This window comes from Vibrio sp. zbq_1 (genome assembly GCF_043102935.1).
Lineage (GTDB): Bacteria > Pseudomonadota > Gammaproteobacteria > Enterobacterales > Vibrionaceae > Vibrio > Vibrio parahaemolyticus.
In genome coordinates, this window is record NZ_JBICJH010000009.1 from 1 (window position 1) to 15,805 (window position 15,805).

At 44.1% G+C, this 15,805-nt stretch carries 15 protein-coding genes; 9 read left to right on the forward strand and 6 right to left on the reverse strand.

What is annotated here, in order from left to right; translation table 11 throughout:
• The first annotated feature begins 164 nt into the window (after nucleotides 1-164).
• From ACF8CV_RS06120 to rlmF, 6 genes are all read left to right on the forward strand, one after another.
• A complete protein-coding gene (locus ACF8CV_RS06120; protein WP_138937480.1) occupies nucleotides 165-1,304 on the forward strand; it encodes a polysaccharide pyruvyl transferase family protein in 1,140 nt (379 codons plus the stop codon).
• Nucleotides 1,305-1,313: 9 nt separating this feature from the next.
• Nucleotides 1,314-2,030: an IspD/TarI family cytidylyltransferase gene (locus ACF8CV_RS06125; RefSeq protein ID WP_005454982.1), complete on the forward strand. Its 717-nt coding sequence runs from the start codon at nucleotides 1,314-1,316 to the stop codon at nucleotides 2,028-2,030.
• Nucleotides 2,031-2,034: 4 nt separating this feature from the next.
• A complete protein-coding gene (locus tag ACF8CV_RS06130; protein WP_005454819.1) occupies nucleotides 2,035-3,069 on the forward strand; it encodes an NAD(P)-dependent oxidoreductase in 1,035 nt (344 codons plus the stop codon).
• A 6-nt stretch (nucleotides 3,070-3,075) separates the two neighbouring features.
• Nucleotides 3,076-3,885 carry a phosphorylcholine transferase LicD gene (locus tag ACF8CV_RS06135; RefSeq protein ID WP_138937481.1) on the forward strand — a complete coding sequence of 270 codons (810 nt, stop codon included), beginning with the start codon at nucleotides 3,076-3,078 and terminating at the stop codon, nucleotides 3,883-3,885.
• A 149-nt stretch (nucleotides 3,886-4,034) separates the two neighbouring features.
• Nucleotides 4,035-4,550 carry a M48 family metallopeptidase gene (locus ACF8CV_RS06140; RefSeq protein WP_021454252.1) on the forward strand — a complete coding sequence of 172 codons (516 nt, stop codon included), beginning with the start codon at nucleotides 4,035-4,037 and terminating at the stop codon, nucleotides 4,548-4,550.
• Entirely contained in the window at nucleotides 4,537-5,664 is a 1,128-nt protein-coding gene (gene rlmF / locus ACF8CV_RS06145) for a 23S rRNA (adenine(1618)-N(6))-methyltransferase RlmF (RefSeq protein ID WP_021453920.1), read from the forward strand. The genes ACF8CV_RS06140 and rlmF overlap by 14 nt, the downstream gene beginning before the upstream one ends.
• A 68-nt stretch (nucleotides 5,665-5,732) precedes the next feature.
• On the opposite strand, the gene ACF8CV_RS06150 is transcribed toward rlmF, so the two are convergent.
• From ACF8CV_RS06150 to ACF8CV_RS06175, 6 genes are all read right to left on the reverse strand, one after another.
• Nucleotides 5,733-6,053, reverse strand: a complete 321-nt coding sequence (locus ACF8CV_RS06150) for a hypothetical protein (protein WP_021453875.1) — start codon at nucleotides 6,051-6,053, stop codon at nucleotides 5,733-5,735.
• A 73-nt stretch (nucleotides 6,054-6,126) separates the two neighbouring features.
• The gene (locus tag ACF8CV_RS06155; RefSeq protein ID WP_138937482.1) at nucleotides 6,127-7,710 is read right to left on the reverse strand and encodes a S41 family peptidase; all 1,584 of its coding nucleotides are present in this window, start codon (nucleotides 7,708-7,710) and stop codon (nucleotides 6,127-6,129) included.
• Nucleotides 7,711-8,004: 294 nt separating this feature from the next.
• Entirely contained in the window at nucleotides 8,005-8,769 is a 765-nt protein-coding gene (locus tag ACF8CV_RS06160) for a hypothetical protein (RefSeq protein ID WP_021822822.1), read from the reverse strand.
• A gap of 24 nt (nucleotides 8,770-8,793) precedes the next feature.
• Nucleotides 8,794-9,468: a GntR family transcriptional regulator gene (locus tag ACF8CV_RS06165; protein WP_005480641.1), complete on the reverse strand. Its 675-nt coding sequence runs from the start codon at nucleotides 9,466-9,468 to the stop codon at nucleotides 8,794-8,796.
• A 167-nt stretch (nucleotides 9,469-9,635) separates the two neighbouring features.
• Nucleotides 9,636-11,162, reverse strand: a complete 1,527-nt coding sequence (locus ACF8CV_RS06170) for an aldehyde dehydrogenase (NADP(+)) (RefSeq protein ID WP_138937483.1) — start codon at nucleotides 11,160-11,162, stop codon at nucleotides 9,636-9,638.
• Between the two features lie 18 nt (nucleotides 11,163-11,180).
• Nucleotides 11,181-12,182: a 4-hydroxyproline epimerase gene (locus ACF8CV_RS06175; protein WP_138937484.1), complete on the reverse strand. Its 1,002-nt coding sequence runs from the start codon at nucleotides 12,180-12,182 to the stop codon at nucleotides 11,181-11,183.
• Nucleotides 12,183-12,292: 110 nt separating this feature from the next.
• Between ACF8CV_RS06175 and ACF8CV_RS06180 the strand changes: the two genes are divergently transcribed.
• The 3 genes from ACF8CV_RS06180 (at nucleotide 12,293) to ACF8CV_RS06190 (ending at nucleotide 15,801) form a co-directional block, all read left to right on the forward strand.
• Nucleotides 12,293-13,549: an FAD-binding oxidoreductase gene (locus tag ACF8CV_RS06180; RefSeq protein ID WP_025574865.1), complete on the forward strand. Its 1,257-nt coding sequence runs from the start codon at nucleotides 12,293-12,295 to the stop codon at nucleotides 13,547-13,549.
• A 123-nt stretch (nucleotides 13,550-13,672) separates the two neighbouring features.
• A complete protein-coding gene (locus tag ACF8CV_RS06185) occupies nucleotides 13,673-14,746 on the forward strand; it encodes a polyamine ABC transporter substrate-binding protein (RefSeq protein WP_005480736.1) in 1,074 nt (357 codons plus the stop codon).
• 80 nt (nucleotides 14,747-14,826) lie between these two features.
• Nucleotides 14,827-15,801, forward strand: coding sequence for an ornithine cyclodeaminase family protein (locus ACF8CV_RS06190; protein ID WP_005454854.1), 975 nt, complete (start codon nucleotides 14,827-14,829; stop codon nucleotides 15,799-15,801).
• Nucleotides 15,802-15,805: the final 4 nt, after the last annotated feature.

The following is a 15,805-nucleotide window of genomic DNA, read 5'->3' on the forward strand; positions in this document are numbered from 1 at the left end:
ACCAACGATAGCCGTATTGTTTTCATTAACGATAAGTTTCGAGCAAAGTATTTTAAGGTTTATTTCTACCACTTTGGTTTCATTCGGGATGATTAGCTTTTTAACGTATTGGCTGGTGTTAGGTGTAGAAGAAAAGAAAATGATAAGACTAAAGGTATAAGAGCATGACAGCGAAAAAGTTGGTGATGGTTGGCTATACACATGACACAAACCTTGGTGATCAAGTGATAGCAGATAGTGCAGAATATCTTATAAAGAAGAATATTATAGATAATGAATTCTCTGTTGAAAGGTTTAACCTAAATTATTCAAACGAATTTAATAGTTTTAAAAAATTAAAAAGAAAAGTAATAAATAAAATTTTAAGCAGACTATCTTCTAGCTCATCGTTTGATTATAAAGTTGGCTGTTATAAACGAGATTATAAAAATAAATTTAATGATGCGTCTGCAATTGTATTTGCCGGCGGAGGAATGATCAAGTTTAAGTACCAAGATTGTTGGGCGCATATTTCTGCTTTAGTTGACACGGTTGCGAATAAGCCATGCCCGATTTTTTTCAACGCTGTGGGCGTCGAAGGTTATGACCAAAGCAACTACAAATGTCGATTGTTAAAAGAAAGTCTGAATCATAGTGCTATAAAAATGGTTACGACACGTGATGATTTGAGCTTGCTCAATGATGGCTACATAGAAAACGGGTACGTCAAAACCGCTCAAGTAGCAGATTCAGCAGTTTTCAGCTCAGAAGTTTATGGGATACAGAAAAAATCGCGAGATGTTGTCGGGCTTGGATTGGTGCGTGCAAGGATCTTCAAAGATAACGGTATTGATCTGGATAGAACGCAAGTTATCGAGCTATATGCCTCGCTTATTTCAGAACTGGAAGCTCGAGGGCAATCTTATCAGCTATTTACTAATGGCTTGAAAAGCGACGTAGATATTCTAGAAGATCTGGAGACCTATCTAGGGAAGCAACTAAACGTTATTGAGCCACAAACGCCAAGAGAGCTGGTTGAGCTTATTTCAACATTTAAATGCACAATCGCCGCTCGACTTCATGCCTGCATTATTTCTTATTCGTTGACTGTTCCTGTTGTAGGGCTTGTTTGGAACAACAAAGTCAAAATGTTCGGTGAGTGTATAGGTTATCCAGAACGTTTCTTTTCTCATCAAGATTTTGATGCAAATGAGATCATTGATCGCTTAACCCTGTCTGTCGCGGAAGGTTACGAACCTAATCACTATGAGCGATATAGAGAGACTGTGAACACTAGCATTAACAAAATGATATCTATGATTTAGGAGTGAATTATGAATGTTGCCTTGATTTTTGCTGGTGGTGTCGGAACCCGAATGCAAAACAGCACTAAACCGAAGCAGTTTTTAGAGCTATATAACAAGCCAGTAATTATATACACACTTGAGAAGTTTGAAGAGAACAAAAACATTGATGCCATTGTTGTGGTTTGCGTTGAACCGTGGATCGATTATTTACGCAAACTGTTGTTCAAATTTGATATTCAGAAAGTGAAGTTTGTTATTCCCGGTGGTGAAACTGGCCAGGAGTCTATATTTAACGGCTTATGTAAGATAGAAGAAGAATTTGATCATAACTCTGTTGTTTTGATTCATGATGGCGTTCGACCTTTAATCAATGACGAAATTATCAACCGAAATATCGAAGCGGTCAAAAGTCACGGTAGTGCGATCACTACTTGTCCTCCAGTAGAGACCTTTGTCCTTGTCGACAATGAAGACGTCGTGAAAGACGTTCACGATCGTTCGTTATCTCGATTAGCGAAAGCGCCACAAAGCTTTTATTTGCGCGATATTCTTAAAGTACATCGTCAAGCGCGTGAGGACTGTTACACCGAAGCGATCGATTCATGTTCGTTGATGACAAAGTACGGATACGATGTCCGCCTAGTCTCTGGCATTTCTGAAAACATTAAAATCACGTCACCCATCGATTTCTTTATTTTTAAGGCAATAATCGATACGCAGGAAAATCTACAGGTTTTTGGTTAATTATATGAAAAATAATCGGATTAACATCATCAGTGATGATAACGAGCAATTGTACTTGAGCCAAAAGTCATGGGGTTCGTTGCGAAATAAAACTGTACTTGTTACGGGTGCGACAGGAATGCTTGCAGCTTGTATGGTTCGCTTTTTTGTTTATCTCAATAGAAAAGATCAACTGAACATCAGAGTTTTGCTGTTAGCCCGTAGTGAACAGAAAGTTCAAGACTTATTTGGTGAGCTGACCGGTGAATTTGAATGTTTTTACCAAGATGTTTGCCAGCCGATTGAGTTTGATGACGAAGTCGATTTCGTTATTCATGCGGCGAGCAATGCAAGCCCATATCATATCAAACATGATCCTGTTGGGATTATTCAGGCCAACGTTGTTGGAACCATGAATTTGCTTGAGCTCGTTAAAAACAAACGAGTAAAAAACTTTTTGTTCATGTCCACTCGTGAAGTGTATGGAAACTTAGAGAGTCAAGAGCTGATCCGCGAAAGGGACTTTGGCAGCTTTGACCCATTGGACTCAAGATCTTGCTACCCAGAGAGTAAAAGAATGGCTGAGACATTGTTACAAAGCTACGCCATTCAGCATGACGTTCCTTTCACTGCAGTGAGAATCGCTCATTCTTACGGGCCAGGTATGTTCCTAAATGATGGACGCGTGATGTCAGATTTAGTTGGTTGCGTGATAGATAATCAACCAATAGTGCTGAAAAGCGATGGAAGTGCGCTGCGCTCATTTTGCTATGTCACAGATGCTGTATCAGCAATGCTTTTGGTGTTGTTAAAAGGTGAGGTAAATACTGCGTACAACATTGCCAATGAAACGGAAGAAGTTTCGATATTGCAACTGGCAAACCTTCTTTCGGACCTAGGTGGTGGCATTTCTTCTGTTAAGCATGAAATATCTAACGACAATGCGTATTGTCAATATAAAAGAACCAAGTTGTGTACGGAGAAAATTGAAGCTCTGAGCTGGAAGCCAAGGGTTGATCTGAAATCTGGTCTAGAGAAAACCATCGAGTTTATTAGGTAAGTTAAATTGAAAAAACTAACATTTGAGCAGCTCAGAAGCATACAGATGTCTATTTTAGATAGAGTGCATCTGTTTTGTGAGCGTCACGATTTGGAGTACTCGCTGGCGGGTGGAACGCTGTTAGGGGCGATACGCCACAAAGGTTACATTCCTTGGGATGATGACATCGATATTATGATGCCAAGGGAAGATTACGAATACCTGTTGCAAAATTTTGCCAAAGAGTATCCTGATTTCACGTTTTTCAATTTGGACACCAAGCACAATCCTTATCCGTTTTTGTTCAGCAAGCTATCTCTGAATGATTCTGTTATTTCGAACGGGCGAATTAAAGGCGTCGGGATCAATATTGATATATTTCCTATTGATAGCCTTGGTAAAGAGAAGGGGGCAGCAAAGTTACGCTTCTCATTAATGAAAGCGATCAACTTTTTCGCTCGTATTCAACGTTCGAGACATGATAGGGCAAACCCAATAGTAAATATCGCATTCCGGTTGTTTCAAAAGTGTTTAAAGCTTTTGCCTAAAAAATGGTTTCTATCAGCAATCAAAGGGTTGTGTTCAACATGCTCAGTTAATGATGATGGTTATGCCGTGAGCATTGGCAGCAGTTACCTTGCTAAAGAGTTTACGGAGTCATCGCTTTATCATGATTATACTTCGTGCCCATTTGAAGATCGTCAATATAAATGCATCGCTAGATACGATGATTACCTATCCATGATTTATGGTGACTACATGCAGTTGCCAAAAGAACAGGATAGAGAAAACCACGATAACGTAGGTTTTATCAAAGAGCACTTGCTTCCTATGTAGTCTCGTTATGCCTAGCTTCTCTACAAGGTTAGGCAATAACACAACAATTTATCCTTGTTAAAGTTGCGTACGGTCGACTGTTATTGGTATTACAGATTGATAAAAGCTAGAATTGGCGCCTTTATTTTGTCATAGCAGACTTAACACTCATGCATCCGTCACTTCGATACATTCAAGGCTATCCTCAGAACATCGTTGAGCAGGTGAGCTCATTGGTCGACAATAGAAAACTGATCCCTTGGTTCGAAAAGCGCTATCCAGATAGACACCAAATCAAAAGCGAGAAGGCTCTCTACGAGTATGCAATAGCGATTAAAAACCGCTATATGAAGAAAGCCTCACCAATCAGTAAAGTAGTCTACGATAAGAAAATTCATGCGGTGAACAACGCGCTGGGGCTTCATAGTGTGATCAGCCGAAATCATGGCGGGAAGCTAAAGTCAAAAAACGAAATTCGCATTGCGAACGTTTTTAAAGATGCGCCGGAGGCATTATTGCGAATGTTAGTGGTGCATGAGCTGGCTCATACTCGCGAGAAGAATCACGATAAAGCGTTTTACCAACTGTGTTGTTACATGGAACCTGAGTATCACCAACTCGAATTTGATGCTCGTCTGTTTATGATTTACCTCGATTTAAAAGCGAATTCGAATGAAGAACAATAGCCACAACGCGAAACAGGCTCCGTCTAAAGCAGCTAAGCCAAAGCATGATAACGACGTTAACAAGGCCAAGCCGAAGCGTGTAAAAAAGAAAGCAGCAGTGAAAGCGAAACTATCGGCAGAAAAGAGAGATGTGGATTTCGTCAAGATTGCTAAAAGTGGCTTGCATGAAAGTAATGCGCATCGTGGTCGCTATGATTTCAAAAAGCTAATCGCCAGTGAGCCTGCGCTGGCATCGTTTGTTATCAAGAACCCTAAAGGCGAGGATTCAATCAACTTCTCTGACCCGAATGCAGTGAAAATGCTGAACAAAGCGCTTCTTGCTGCTTATTACGACATTGATTTTTGGGATATTCCTGAGCACTATTTATGCCCACCAATTCCTGGTCGAGCGGACTACATTCACCGAGTGGCAGAACTGCTTGATGGTGAAGTCAAAGGGAAATACCGTCATCAGAACGTACGCGCGTTGGATGTGGGTGTTGGAGCAAACTGTATTTATCCGATCGTCGGTGTTACTCAATACGGCTGGCACTATACGGGCAGCGATGTAGACCCGAAATCCATAGAGTCAGCCACCGATATCGTTGAACGCAACGTCGCGTTAAACGGGAAAATTGAACTCGTACAACAAATGAGCGAGTCACACATCTATCGCGGTGTAATTCAGCCAAATGATCGCTTTGAGGTGACGACCTGTAACCCGCCGTTTCATCGTTCAGCAGAAGATGCGGCGATGGGCAGTCAGCGTAAACTCGACAACCTAAAAGCAAACCAGCGCAAAAAAGGGGTCAAGCCGCAAAATAGCCCAGTGAAGCAGGGCAAGCCAACGTTGAACTTTGGTGGTCAAAACGCCGAGCTTTGGTGTGAAGGTGGAGAAGCGGCATTTATTCGTCGAATGGCCAATGAAAGCCAAGCATTCAGCTCTCAAGTGCTGTGGTTTACGACGTTGATTTCGAAAAAAGACAACGTGCGTCCGATGCGTAAGCAGCTAGAAAAGCTAGGAGTTAAAGCGATTCGTGTGGTGGAAATGAGCCAAGGCCAAAAGATCAGTCGTTTTATGGCTTGGTCATTCATGGACAAGCAGCAAAGAAAGACTTGGATTGAGCTGAAATAATTTTATCTAGTTGTATTTGTTCAGCAGAATAGATAAGAAAAGCCCGCAATTTTCAGCGGGCTTTTTGATCAACGTTTGGTGACTGGTTCACAATTCAGTGCTGTTAGTGGCACAAACTGGTCTGTTTTCGCGTAGAACAGTCCGCAGGTTGTACCGCGAATCTGCAATGTGTACTGGTCAGGAAAATCGGTATAGCTACCGTCTAGTAGCACGTTATCCTTGCCTTTAACTCTGCCTTTCTCAATCAACAAGTGCGGAGACGATTCAAATACGTTGCTTGCGATTCTCGGTGCTGGCGTACCTTGAATTTGTGCAATCGCAGCTTGTACTTCCGTTACGGCCTCCGTCGTGGTTTTAGTGCTTAAGGCTTCAACAGGTTCTCGTGACATTGCTTCACACCCCAAAATCGGTAGTGTTAGTCCAAGGCAAGCACAAAGTCTTATAGCTGTTGCGCGCCTTGATCTAGTTGATCTCAACATGAATAGCCTCTGTTCTTAGTGGTGAACGGTGATCCTTAAGTGCTGGAGAGTCGCTGTTAAGTGGCATTGTGTTGAAACTCGCAGGCGACACTTGTGGACAAGTTCCTGTATCCATGTAGTTGAGTGCGGCAGATAGCATGCGCTCGGATGTATCGCCTAGCGGCTTCGTTAAGTCGTCATCTACCCAACAACCTTCAACTCGATTATCTAAACCAAGGTTGCTGCTAATTTGGCTCTTAGGTGTTGGAACAAAACCGTCGGCAAAGTCGCCAAATTGTTTTTCGTTCGCAGATTTAAACTGAATGGTGTAGTACATGGTGCCACAGTTCTGCTCGGGTGCGAATCCATAAGGTTTACCCATTGTGGTTGAGCCAATTTGGATAACATTAACATCAATACCGCGCAGTGCATTCATCAGTAATTCACTTGAAGAGGCAGTACCGCCAGAGGTCAGCACATAAACTTGCTGCTTGCCTAGAGTAGGCAACATTTGGTCTGAGAACTTGCCTGCTGCCCAGTCGATGGCTACGTTAGTAAATGGGTATATATTGTCGCCATTAGGTATGGTTTTCATGATCTTATCGTTGTGAATAAGCTCACTAAAGACACGATTTTTATCCGCGCCGCTGAGCATGTATCCAACTTGAGAAGATTGCAGCACTAAACCGCCGCCGTTGTATCGTAAATCGATAACAATTTCATCAACCTGAGCTTCTGCCAATTTATTAAAGGCGTTAATGAGCGGTGTTTGTGCACTTGGCTCGAACGAGTTGTATTGCAGGTAACCGACTTTTTTACCGTTGTGCTCGATGACTTTCGTATTACGAACCGGAGAAGTCGCAACATCTGCGGCTTTCAGTATTACAGACTTTCTGTATCCATCTACGGTTTCAAATGTAAACGAATACTCTTTATTTATTTCTGGACTAAATAGCGTGGTATTAATCGTGTTAATTTCTGCGTTGTTTGAAGTATTAACCACATCGATTGAGCCAATCTTTATTAACTTATCTCCACGAACAATACCGTTTAATGCGGCTGGAGAGTTGTCTTCCGTATAAGAAATACGAACGTCTCGAGGCTCCGTCGCTTGAATGAACGACCAATTAAATCCAAACCCAGCAACCAATCCCGATTGTGAGGATTTCATTTCATCTTCATAAGGAATAGCGAAGTGAAAGCGATCTTTCGTTTTTCCCGTTGCGGTTGTTTCAGAACTCACGAGTGAGTGGAAATAAGCGATGACACTACTGTAAAAGCTTGGGTTTCTATCCGGTACTTCATCGTACCAAAGGTAGGTTTCATTGGTAAAAGCACGTAAAAAGAGTTTTTCTTGCAACGCTGAACCTGCTTTGTCTGGGTATGGTTGGTAACCCGCGTACGGATCTAAGCCCGTTCTTGGCGTTTCACATCGGTTGGCAAATTCGTTAGAGGTTTTACTGTAATCGCCTTGCGTCCATGCCGAATTGGTTGACGTATTGATGGATGGAGAAGCGCCGTCGCCACCACCACAGCCTTGTAATAACGCTAGAGTAACTGCCGTTGCAATAGAATACTGAAATTTCATATTTGTATGTCCCTACAAGTGATGATTTTATAATTATTTAATCTGCTTATTTTTATTTCCTTAGCATTGATGAATGTATAAATTTCAACTGTTTATGCGCAAATTTATATTTAAATATTGTGATAGGTTTAACGGAAGGTAGGTTAGTGTTTTAGCAGTATATTTATATGTGGATATTTAAATGACGTGTTTTAACAGAATTTAATGTCAATTAAATGGATTGGTTTGAACAAGTATACTGACTTGTTCAATTTATTTTAAGTTTGGAATTAATATTGGTATGTGCGATTTAATTTAAATACGTTGATTGAGCTGAGAAACATACTTTAATAAATCCCCATCAATATTGGGTAATCCGTCAGAGAAAAATATTTGTGTTCCTGGAGTACAACGCATTAAAACGTTAGTCAACTCGCCATCTTGGTTGGAGGTATTGAGCGCATTGAACTTGACCAGCTTATTGTAAACATCATCTTCTAACTGCAATCGCTGCGCTTCGGTCAGACGAATACGGCCAATACAAATACCGGGGCTGACTTCATGCGAAAGCGATTCTTTCTGAAAACGTTCACGAAATAGAGAGTCGAGATCTGAGCCTTCTTCCATCAAAAATCGGCGGCCGGAACGATAAAACAAACCATCACCAAAATCTTCCACATAACCGAGAATCTCCGCAATGCGGAGATAAAAACGCAGGCTTGTCTCTGTTAGGTTGTACATTTCCGCAATCTTTTTCGGCTCAAGATTTCGAGATGTTACCATATAGATGAAGTCGAGGAGGTAAGGGTGTTCGAGAAAGAGTGCACTTTGTTCATCCGTCAGCATTTGTTCGTTTTCATGCTGGAGTTGGTTGGCTAAATTGGCTAGCTCGATCAGGTCAGTATTTAGGTAGTTTAGGTAGAGGAGAATTTTATCCAATCCGAGAGAGGGATTGTGAAGGTGGCGTTTAATACTCGAGAGAGGAATGCCACTTTTCTCTGATAAAGAGCTGTAACACAGCCCTTCGTCTTTTATTTTTTGTCGCAGCGCCGCCAACAGAAATTTAGGTCCAACATTCATCCGTGATTCCCCTAAATTATCTGTTTAGTTATTTGGGCTCTGTCTTTCTAACAGCAAGTTACGAATAGCTGTACCTGCTTCTAGAATGTGTTTTTTCAGCAGATATTTTGCGCCATCAATATCTCTGTTCTGGCACATTTCAAACAAGGTCAAATGTTCTTGTTCTGCTTTTTTAATGCCTGTGGTGAATAACAACTGCATACGAATGTAGCGATCGCATTTGGTATTTAAGTTGTAAATCACATCCATGGTTTCTGGCATGTTGGCAGGTGCGTATAACGCTTTGTGGAATTCGTAGTTATAGTTACTCCATTCTTCCACTTCGTCGCCACTATTTACCACCGCTTCAAAACGTTCACGAACTTCACGAGCGCGTTCTAGATCTTCATCCGTCATGTTTTGAATCGCACGTTCCAGAATGTGGCATTCCACAACCGCACGCAGTTCAAATAGCTCATCGATTTTATCTGGAGACAGTTCAGTCACTGTCGCGCCTTTATGTGGCTCGAAACTGACTAAACCCTGCGCTTCCAATTGTACTAGTGCTTCACGCACAGGAATTCGGCTGACATTGAACTCTTTTGCTAACGCATCCTGACGTAAAGGCTGACCAGTTTTTAACTCGCCCTTCAGGATCTGAGTTCGAATTGCTTCTTCAACGAGCTGAGTACGCGTCTTAAAAACAGGTTTTTGTGACATTGAAGGCTCCCCTCAAAAATAAATATTGTATCCAATCCATTTAACTCTAGTAGTTTATTGTTTTTCCGGCTTAAGCCAACTACGAAATAAGGTTTTGAGAAGTAGAGTGAATTAAAAGGCACCAACTGGTGCCTTTTTGAACCATTTAGCTAAGAGTATGTTGCCTGTTATGACGTTTTACCGTCGATAGCGCGTTGGATGTTTAACGGGTTAGACGTTTTTAATGAATCGGGCAACAAGCTTTCTGGCAACGCTTGGTAAGCGACCGGGCGTAACCAACGGTGAATGGCCTCTGCTCCGACAGAGGTTGATGCCGCATGGGTTGACGCAGGATACGGCCCACCATGAACCATCGCATAACCAACCTCTACGCCAGTTGGCCAGCCATTGAACACCAGGCGTCCGGCAATTTCTTCCAGGCATGGAATCAACTGCTCAGCGAGTGATGAATCTGCTTCAGTCGCGTGGATGGTAGCGGTGAGCGTGCCGCTCAGTGTTTCACTTAGATCGAGTAAGTCCTCGAAGTCCTTACAGACAACAATCACTGATTGAGGGCCGAAAATCTCTTCTTCCCATTTTAGGTTTGTGCGCCAGTTTTGGCTGTCGGTGACAAACAGCGCAGAGGCGACATTTGGAGAGTCAGCCTGAGAGTAAGTCACGTTAATACCCTGATCAGCGGCCCGCTTGACGACTTCGTTCTCATAGGTTTCTCGGATACCTTGAGTGAGAAGCGTAGAAGGGGACTGTTGACGAATCAAAGCCTGAGCGGTTTCGATAAAGGCTTGTGTTTCTGGAGTATTCAACGCGAACACTACTCCCGGTTTTGTACAAAACTGGCCGCAGCCCATGGTCATTGATGCGACAAACTGCTCTGCAAGTGAAGCGTTGTTCTTCATCGCTTCTGGGAGAATAAAGGTTGGGTTAATGGCGCCGAGTTCTCCATAAAAAGGGATCGGCTCAGGTCTCTGTTGAGCAAGGTTGAATAAGGCACGCCCTCCACTAACTGAGCCTGTGAACCCAACGGCTTTAATCTTTGGATGTGTCACTAACGCTTGGCCAAGTTCACGTTTGTTACCTTGAAGCAAAGTAAAAATAGCTGAAGGCAGGTCTTCTTTATTCAGTGCGTTTTCAATACATTCGGCGACGATTTGGCTCGTTCCCGGGTGCGCGGTATGACCTTTAACAATAACCGGACATCCAGCCGCAAGTGCAGATGCGGTATCGCCACCCGCGGCTGAGAATGCCAGCGGAAAGTTCGAAGCACCAAAGACGGCAACAGGGCCAATGGCAATTTGTTGGCGACGAATGTCAGGCTTTGGTAGAGGTTGGCGTTCAGGATTTGGCGTATCGAAGATGGCTTGATGATAACTGCCAGATTTTACAACCTCTGCGAACAATCGTAGCTGGTTAGCCATTCTGCCGACTTCTCCCTCTAAACGTGCCTGTGGAAGCGCTGTTTCTAAATGCGCACACGCGACAATATCTTCACGTCTTGCTTCCAACTCAGACGCAATAGAGCAGAGTAGGTTGGCGCGCTTTTCGTTGCTGAGGCGGCGAAAGCTGCGTGCAACTTTATCTGCTGCTTCTGCAGCTTGGTTAACTTCCATCTCTCCATGGACGGGAAACGGCGTCGTTAATCGTTCACCGGTAAAGGCGTTGGTGGCGTAAAACACCTGTGAGTTTTGCGAATTCATTGTTCTTCCTTACTGTCCTTATTTCACTTCAAATCCGTACGCGTACGGGTCTTCGTCATCGACCCAAATGGTGTTGTGGCCATACACTTGTGCCCAACCTTCAATGCTCGGCAAAATCGCCGTTTGCCCGTTTACTTCGGTGATGCCCTCAATACGGCCGTTAAATAGGCTGCCGATGATGCTTTCATGCACGAAATCTTCGCCTGATTTGAGTTTTCCTTTCGCGTGCCATTGCGCCATGCGTGCGCTCGTGCCGGTTCCACATGGCGATCGGTCGAGCGCTTTATCGCCATAAAAAACGGCATTGCGAGCCGTTGCGCCGTCTTGCGTTGGTTTCCCTGTCCAAAGTACATGGGAAACGCCGCAAACCGTGGGATCATTTGGATGGATGCATTCCACTGCATTAGAAACGGCGGTGCGCACTTTGGGGGAGAGCATTAAAATCTCATCAGGGGAGTAGTGTTCGAGTCCCGCATAATTTTCTTGTGGATCAACAATGACGTAGTAGTTGCCGCCGTAAGCGACATCTACCGTGATTTCTCCCAAACCTTCGATTTCAACCGTGACATCTTGATGCGCAAGATAAGCTGGAACATTAAAAATCTTTACTGACGTGACCTTGTCACCTTTGGTTTGGTAGTGGACTTCTATCTGGCCGGCTGGCACGTCGAGGATCAAACGTCCTTCTTTTTTCGGCGTAATCAAACGATTTTCAATGGCGGTGGTCACGGTGCCAATGGTGCCGTGTCCACACATAGGCAGGCAGCCGCTAGTTTCAATAAAAAGGATGGAAGCATCTGCATTGTCGCTGCAAGGCGGTAAAACAATGGAGCCCGACATGATTGAGTGGCCACGCGGTTCAAACATCAGTGCTTTTCGAATCCAATCATAATGCTCTAAGAAATACTGACGCTTTTCACTCATCGTGTTGCCCTCAAGTGGTGGAACACCACCAGCCACCAATCTCACTGGGTTTCCACAGGTATGGGCATCGATACAGAAAAAGGTTCCTTGTCTCATTTTTCTCTCCTTGCTGAAGAAATGGGTTGAATCGAACGAGCTTGATGTTATCGTAATGTAAAATATATTGTATACAATCTGCTTTTTCAAATGTGACTTGGAGCATATTCATGTTGGGTAAGGAAGAACTCAGAAATCAAAGCATCGCGGTTATAGGGGCGGGGATCATCGGTTTGTCGATTGGCTTAAAACTGCAACAGCAGGGGTATCACGTCACCATTTTTGATCCGAATGGGGTAGGCAACGGTTGCTCGAAAGGAAATGCAGGCCACATCGCAACCGAGCAAGTTTTTCCTCTTGCCACGCCGGCCTTGATCCCTCAATTACCCAAGATGTTATTGAGTTCGACAAGTCCAGTTTCTATTCGTTGGCAAGACTTGCCCAATACCGTCGGTTGGATGATACGTTTTTTATTGAAAGCGAAACCTTCAGCGGCAGAAGCTTCCACGCAGGCGATAACAAGCCTTAACACGCGAGCCGTTCAGAGTTGGAATCTGCTATTAGATTCGATCGGAAAAAGTGGGCTGATTAAGATGGATGGTTCACTGCTGACGTTTGAAAGCGAAAGCTTGTTTGAAGGTTATCAAAGTACGCTTGATGCGTTAGCGGAACAAGGTGTTCGGTACGAGCTTTGGACGCAAAACGAAATCCGACGTCGGCTTCCTGAACTCAGCAGAAAGGTTCGGTTTGGCGTCTTTTTTCCAGAAACAGGCCATACAATAAATCCTTATGCACTCTGCGTTGAGCTAAGTGATGCATTTGAAAAACTCGCAGGTTCACTTGTCCATGAAGAAGTAGACGCAGTAAGTAAAAACGGCGATGTCTTGGTCAATACTCAGCGAATGTCTTTTGACAAAATTGTGGTCGCAGCGGGTGTTCATTCTAAAGCTTTGGTTCGCCAGTTAACTGGTGTGAATGTCCCGATGCAAGCTGAGCGAGGTTACCATCTCATGATGAATGACAAGCGTGAGTCCTTGCCGTTTCCTATCAGTTCTGCCGACAGAAAGTTCATTATGACGCCTATGTCTGAAGGCTTACGTTTGGCGGGAACGGTCGAGTATGCCGATGTGAAATCGCCACCAAACATGAAGCGCGCAGAGATGTTGTATCAGCAGGGGAACGCGATGTTTGAGTCCGGTTTAAATCCGTTGAAACAGCAGGAAAAATGGATGGGAAATCGACCTTCAACAATCGACTCGTTGCCGGTAATCGACCAGTGTTTTAATGGCAAGATATTGCTGGCATTTGGTCATCAGCACTTGGGATTGACTCAAGCGGCGATCACTGCAGACCTAATCTCTGAGCTCGTTGCAGATAAGCCAACATCGGTGAATATTGCGCCGTTCACACTACAACGATTTGCCTAAAAAATTTTAAAATTAAATATTGTATAAAATATATTTAATGCCAGTGTTAACGAAAATTTAACAAAAAGTGGTGTCCAACAGCCGTAACGGATACCTCCAGAAAAACAACCAAAGGAGTAAACCATGTCACGAATGACGAAAACACCACTGGTGATGTTGATTTCGGGAATGCTGTTGGGTACCTCGGCATACGCTGAAGATAAACTAACGGTCGTCTCATGGGGTGGCGCGTTCACCAAAAGCCAAGTAGAGGCTTACCATAAACCATTCATCCAAAAGACTGGTGTTGAGATCGTATCGGAGGATTTCAGTGGCGGTTTGGCGGAGATAAAAGCGCAAGTAGAAGCAAACAACGTGCGTTGGGATTTGGTCTCGCTGGATAAACCAGACATTGTTCGAGGCTGCGCGGAAGGGCTTTTGGAACCCGTCAACCCGAGTATTCTGCCTCCCGGCGCTGACGGGACACCAGCAAAAGAGGATTTCATCGATGGGGCGATCCACGAGTGTGCGATTAACACCATCGTCGTATCGACCGTCTTAGCGGTGAACGAGGATGCTTTCAAAGGCAAAACGGCTCCAACCAAGTTGACGGACCTTTTTGATTTAACAAACTTTCCCGGTCGACGAGCACTACAAAAGCAACCTCAAGGTAACCTTGAATGGGCATTATTGGCCGATGGCGTTAAACCTGACGAAGTTTACCGCCTACTAGAAACTGAAGAGGGGCGAGCACGTGCCTTTGCCAAACTCGACACCATCAAACCGCAAGTGCTTTGGTGGACGACAGGTGCGCAGCCACCACAAATGTTGGCAGATAAAGAAGTGGTAATCGCGTCTGCTTTCAATGGCCGGATACACAACGCGCGTAAAGATGAAGGCCAACCATTTCGCATCATTTGGGATCACCAAATGGGTTATATGAACGGCTGGGCCATTCCTAAAGGAAGCGCGAATACCAAACTTGCCCTCGATTTCATTGCTTTTTCTTCGGGTACTAAGCCTTTGGCAGATCAAGCTAAATACGTCGCGTATGGCCCAACTCGTAAGTCTTCTTCCGCAGAAGTAAGCCCAGAGATTCTGGCGAACCTGCCGACTGCGCCTCAGAACTTTAAAACGGCGTTTTTGATTAACGACGAATGGTGGTCTGATTATGCCGATGAGTTGAATGAAGAGTTCAATACTTGGCTGCTTAATTAGGCGTTAACTGTAGGGGTTTATTTATCGATTGATGAGTTAAACCCCAAATTGGAACTCAACGTACCTATTTTGGAGAAGTGATGAAAGTCATCGATGCACAACAAGTTGCGCAAAGTTTGAGTATGCACTCTTTGATTGAAACCATGCGAGACATCTATGCGCAGCCTGCCACGATTCCGCAGCGCAGAGTGATGTCATTAGAAGAGGGGAAGTATGAAGCTTTTGCTTTACTGCCCGCATGGAACCAAGAACTGATTGCCGTTAAGGCATTTACTTACTTTCCTGAGAATCCTCTGCAAGGCAAAGATACTTTGGCATCTAAGTTGTTGGTCTTCAAACGCGGAGATGGTGAACCTATCGCGCTGGTGGACGGTAAAGTCTTAACTTTTTGGCGCACAGCTGCCGCATCTGCTTTAGCCGCCGATTACTTAGCGCGAAAAAATGCCTCCCGCTTGTTGATTTGTGGTACTGGCAACTTAGCCCCTTATTTTGCGTGGGCTTACGCGGCGATTCGACCACTCAAACAAGTTTATGTTTGGGGACGAAACCCAGAAAAGGCTGCCGCAACGGTGGATCAGATTCTGTCTTCCTCTGAATATCAATCACTGCCAGAAGCGCGCCAGTTCTCTGTGTCTGTGGTCGAAAACGTTGAGCAAGTGATTGATCAAGTCGACATCATCAGTTGCATTACTGCGTCTGCTCAGCCTTTGTTTAATGGCTCTGATGTGCCGTCAGGAACACACATTGATCTGGTCGGTAATCACGACTTAGACAAGCGTGAATGCGATTCTGTCTCGGTGCAAAGAGCGAATGTGTATGTCGACAGTCGCATTAATGTGTTGGCGGAAGCGGGAGATTTGCTGATCCCAATACAAGAGGGTGTATTCACACCTGAAGACATTTATGGGGAGTTGCCTGAGCTTTGCGCTCAGCAAGTGCAAGGGCGTCAAAGTGACGAGGTGATTACCTTATATAAATCGGTTGGCAGTGCCTTGGCTGATTTAGCCGCAGTAAAAGCGGTGTTGTTAAAACATGGCGTTGAAAGCCAAATTTGAGCAT

What these genes read in the sequence shown, in the direction of transcription:
- ACF8CV_RS06120 (WP_138937480.1), top strand. Translation starts at nt 165, where the DNA reads ATGACAGCGAAAAAGTTGGTGATGGTTGGCTATACACATGACACAAAC.
- ACF8CV_RS06125 (WP_005454982.1), top strand. Translation starts at nt 1,314, where the DNA reads ATGAATGTTGCCTTGATTTTTGCTGGTGGTGTCGGAACCCGAATGCAA.
- ACF8CV_RS06130 (WP_005454819.1), top strand. Translation starts at nt 2,035, where the DNA reads ATGAAAAATAATCGGATTAACATCATCAGTGATGATAACGAGCAATTG.
- ACF8CV_RS06140 (WP_021454252.1), top strand. Translation starts at nt 4,035, where the DNA reads ATGCATCCGTCACTTCGATACATTCAAGGCTATCCTCAGAACATCGTT.
- rlmF (WP_021453920.1), top strand. Translation starts at nt 4,537, where the DNA reads ATGAAGAACAATAGCCACAACGCGAAACAGGCTCCGTCTAAAGCAGCT.
- ACF8CV_RS06150 (WP_021453875.1), bottom strand. Translation starts at nt 6,053, where the DNA reads ATGTCACGAGAACCTGTTGAAGCCTTAAGCACTAAAACCACGACGGAG.
- ACF8CV_RS06155 (WP_138937482.1), bottom strand. Translation starts at nt 7,710, where the DNA reads ATGAAATTTCAGTATTCTATTGCAACGGCAGTTACTCTAGCGTTATTA.
- ACF8CV_RS06160 (WP_021822822.1), bottom strand. Translation starts at nt 8,769, where the DNA reads ATGAATGTTGGACCTAAATTTCTGTTGGCGGCGCTGCGACAAAAAATA.
- ACF8CV_RS06165 (WP_005480641.1), bottom strand. Translation starts at nt 9,468, where the DNA reads ATGTCACAAAAACCTGTTTTTAAGACGCGTACTCAGCTCGTTGAAGAA.
- ACF8CV_RS06170 (WP_138937483.1), bottom strand. Translation starts at nt 11,162, where the DNA reads ATGAATTCGCAAAACTCACAGGTGTTTTACGCCACCAACGCCTTTACC.
- ACF8CV_RS06175 (WP_138937484.1), bottom strand. Translation starts at nt 12,182, where the DNA reads ATGAGACAAGGAACCTTTTTCTGTATCGATGCCCATACCTGTGGAAAC.
- ACF8CV_RS06180 (WP_025574865.1), top strand. Translation starts at nt 12,293, where the DNA reads ATGTTGGGTAAGGAAGAACTCAGAAATCAAAGCATCGCGGTTATAGGG.
- ACF8CV_RS06185 (WP_005480736.1), top strand. Translation starts at nt 13,673, where the DNA reads ATGTCACGAATGACGAAAACACCACTGGTGATGTTGATTTCGGGAATG.
- ACF8CV_RS06190 (WP_005454854.1), top strand. Translation starts at nt 14,827, where the DNA reads ATGAAAGTCATCGATGCACAACAAGTTGCGCAAAGTTTGAGTATGCAC.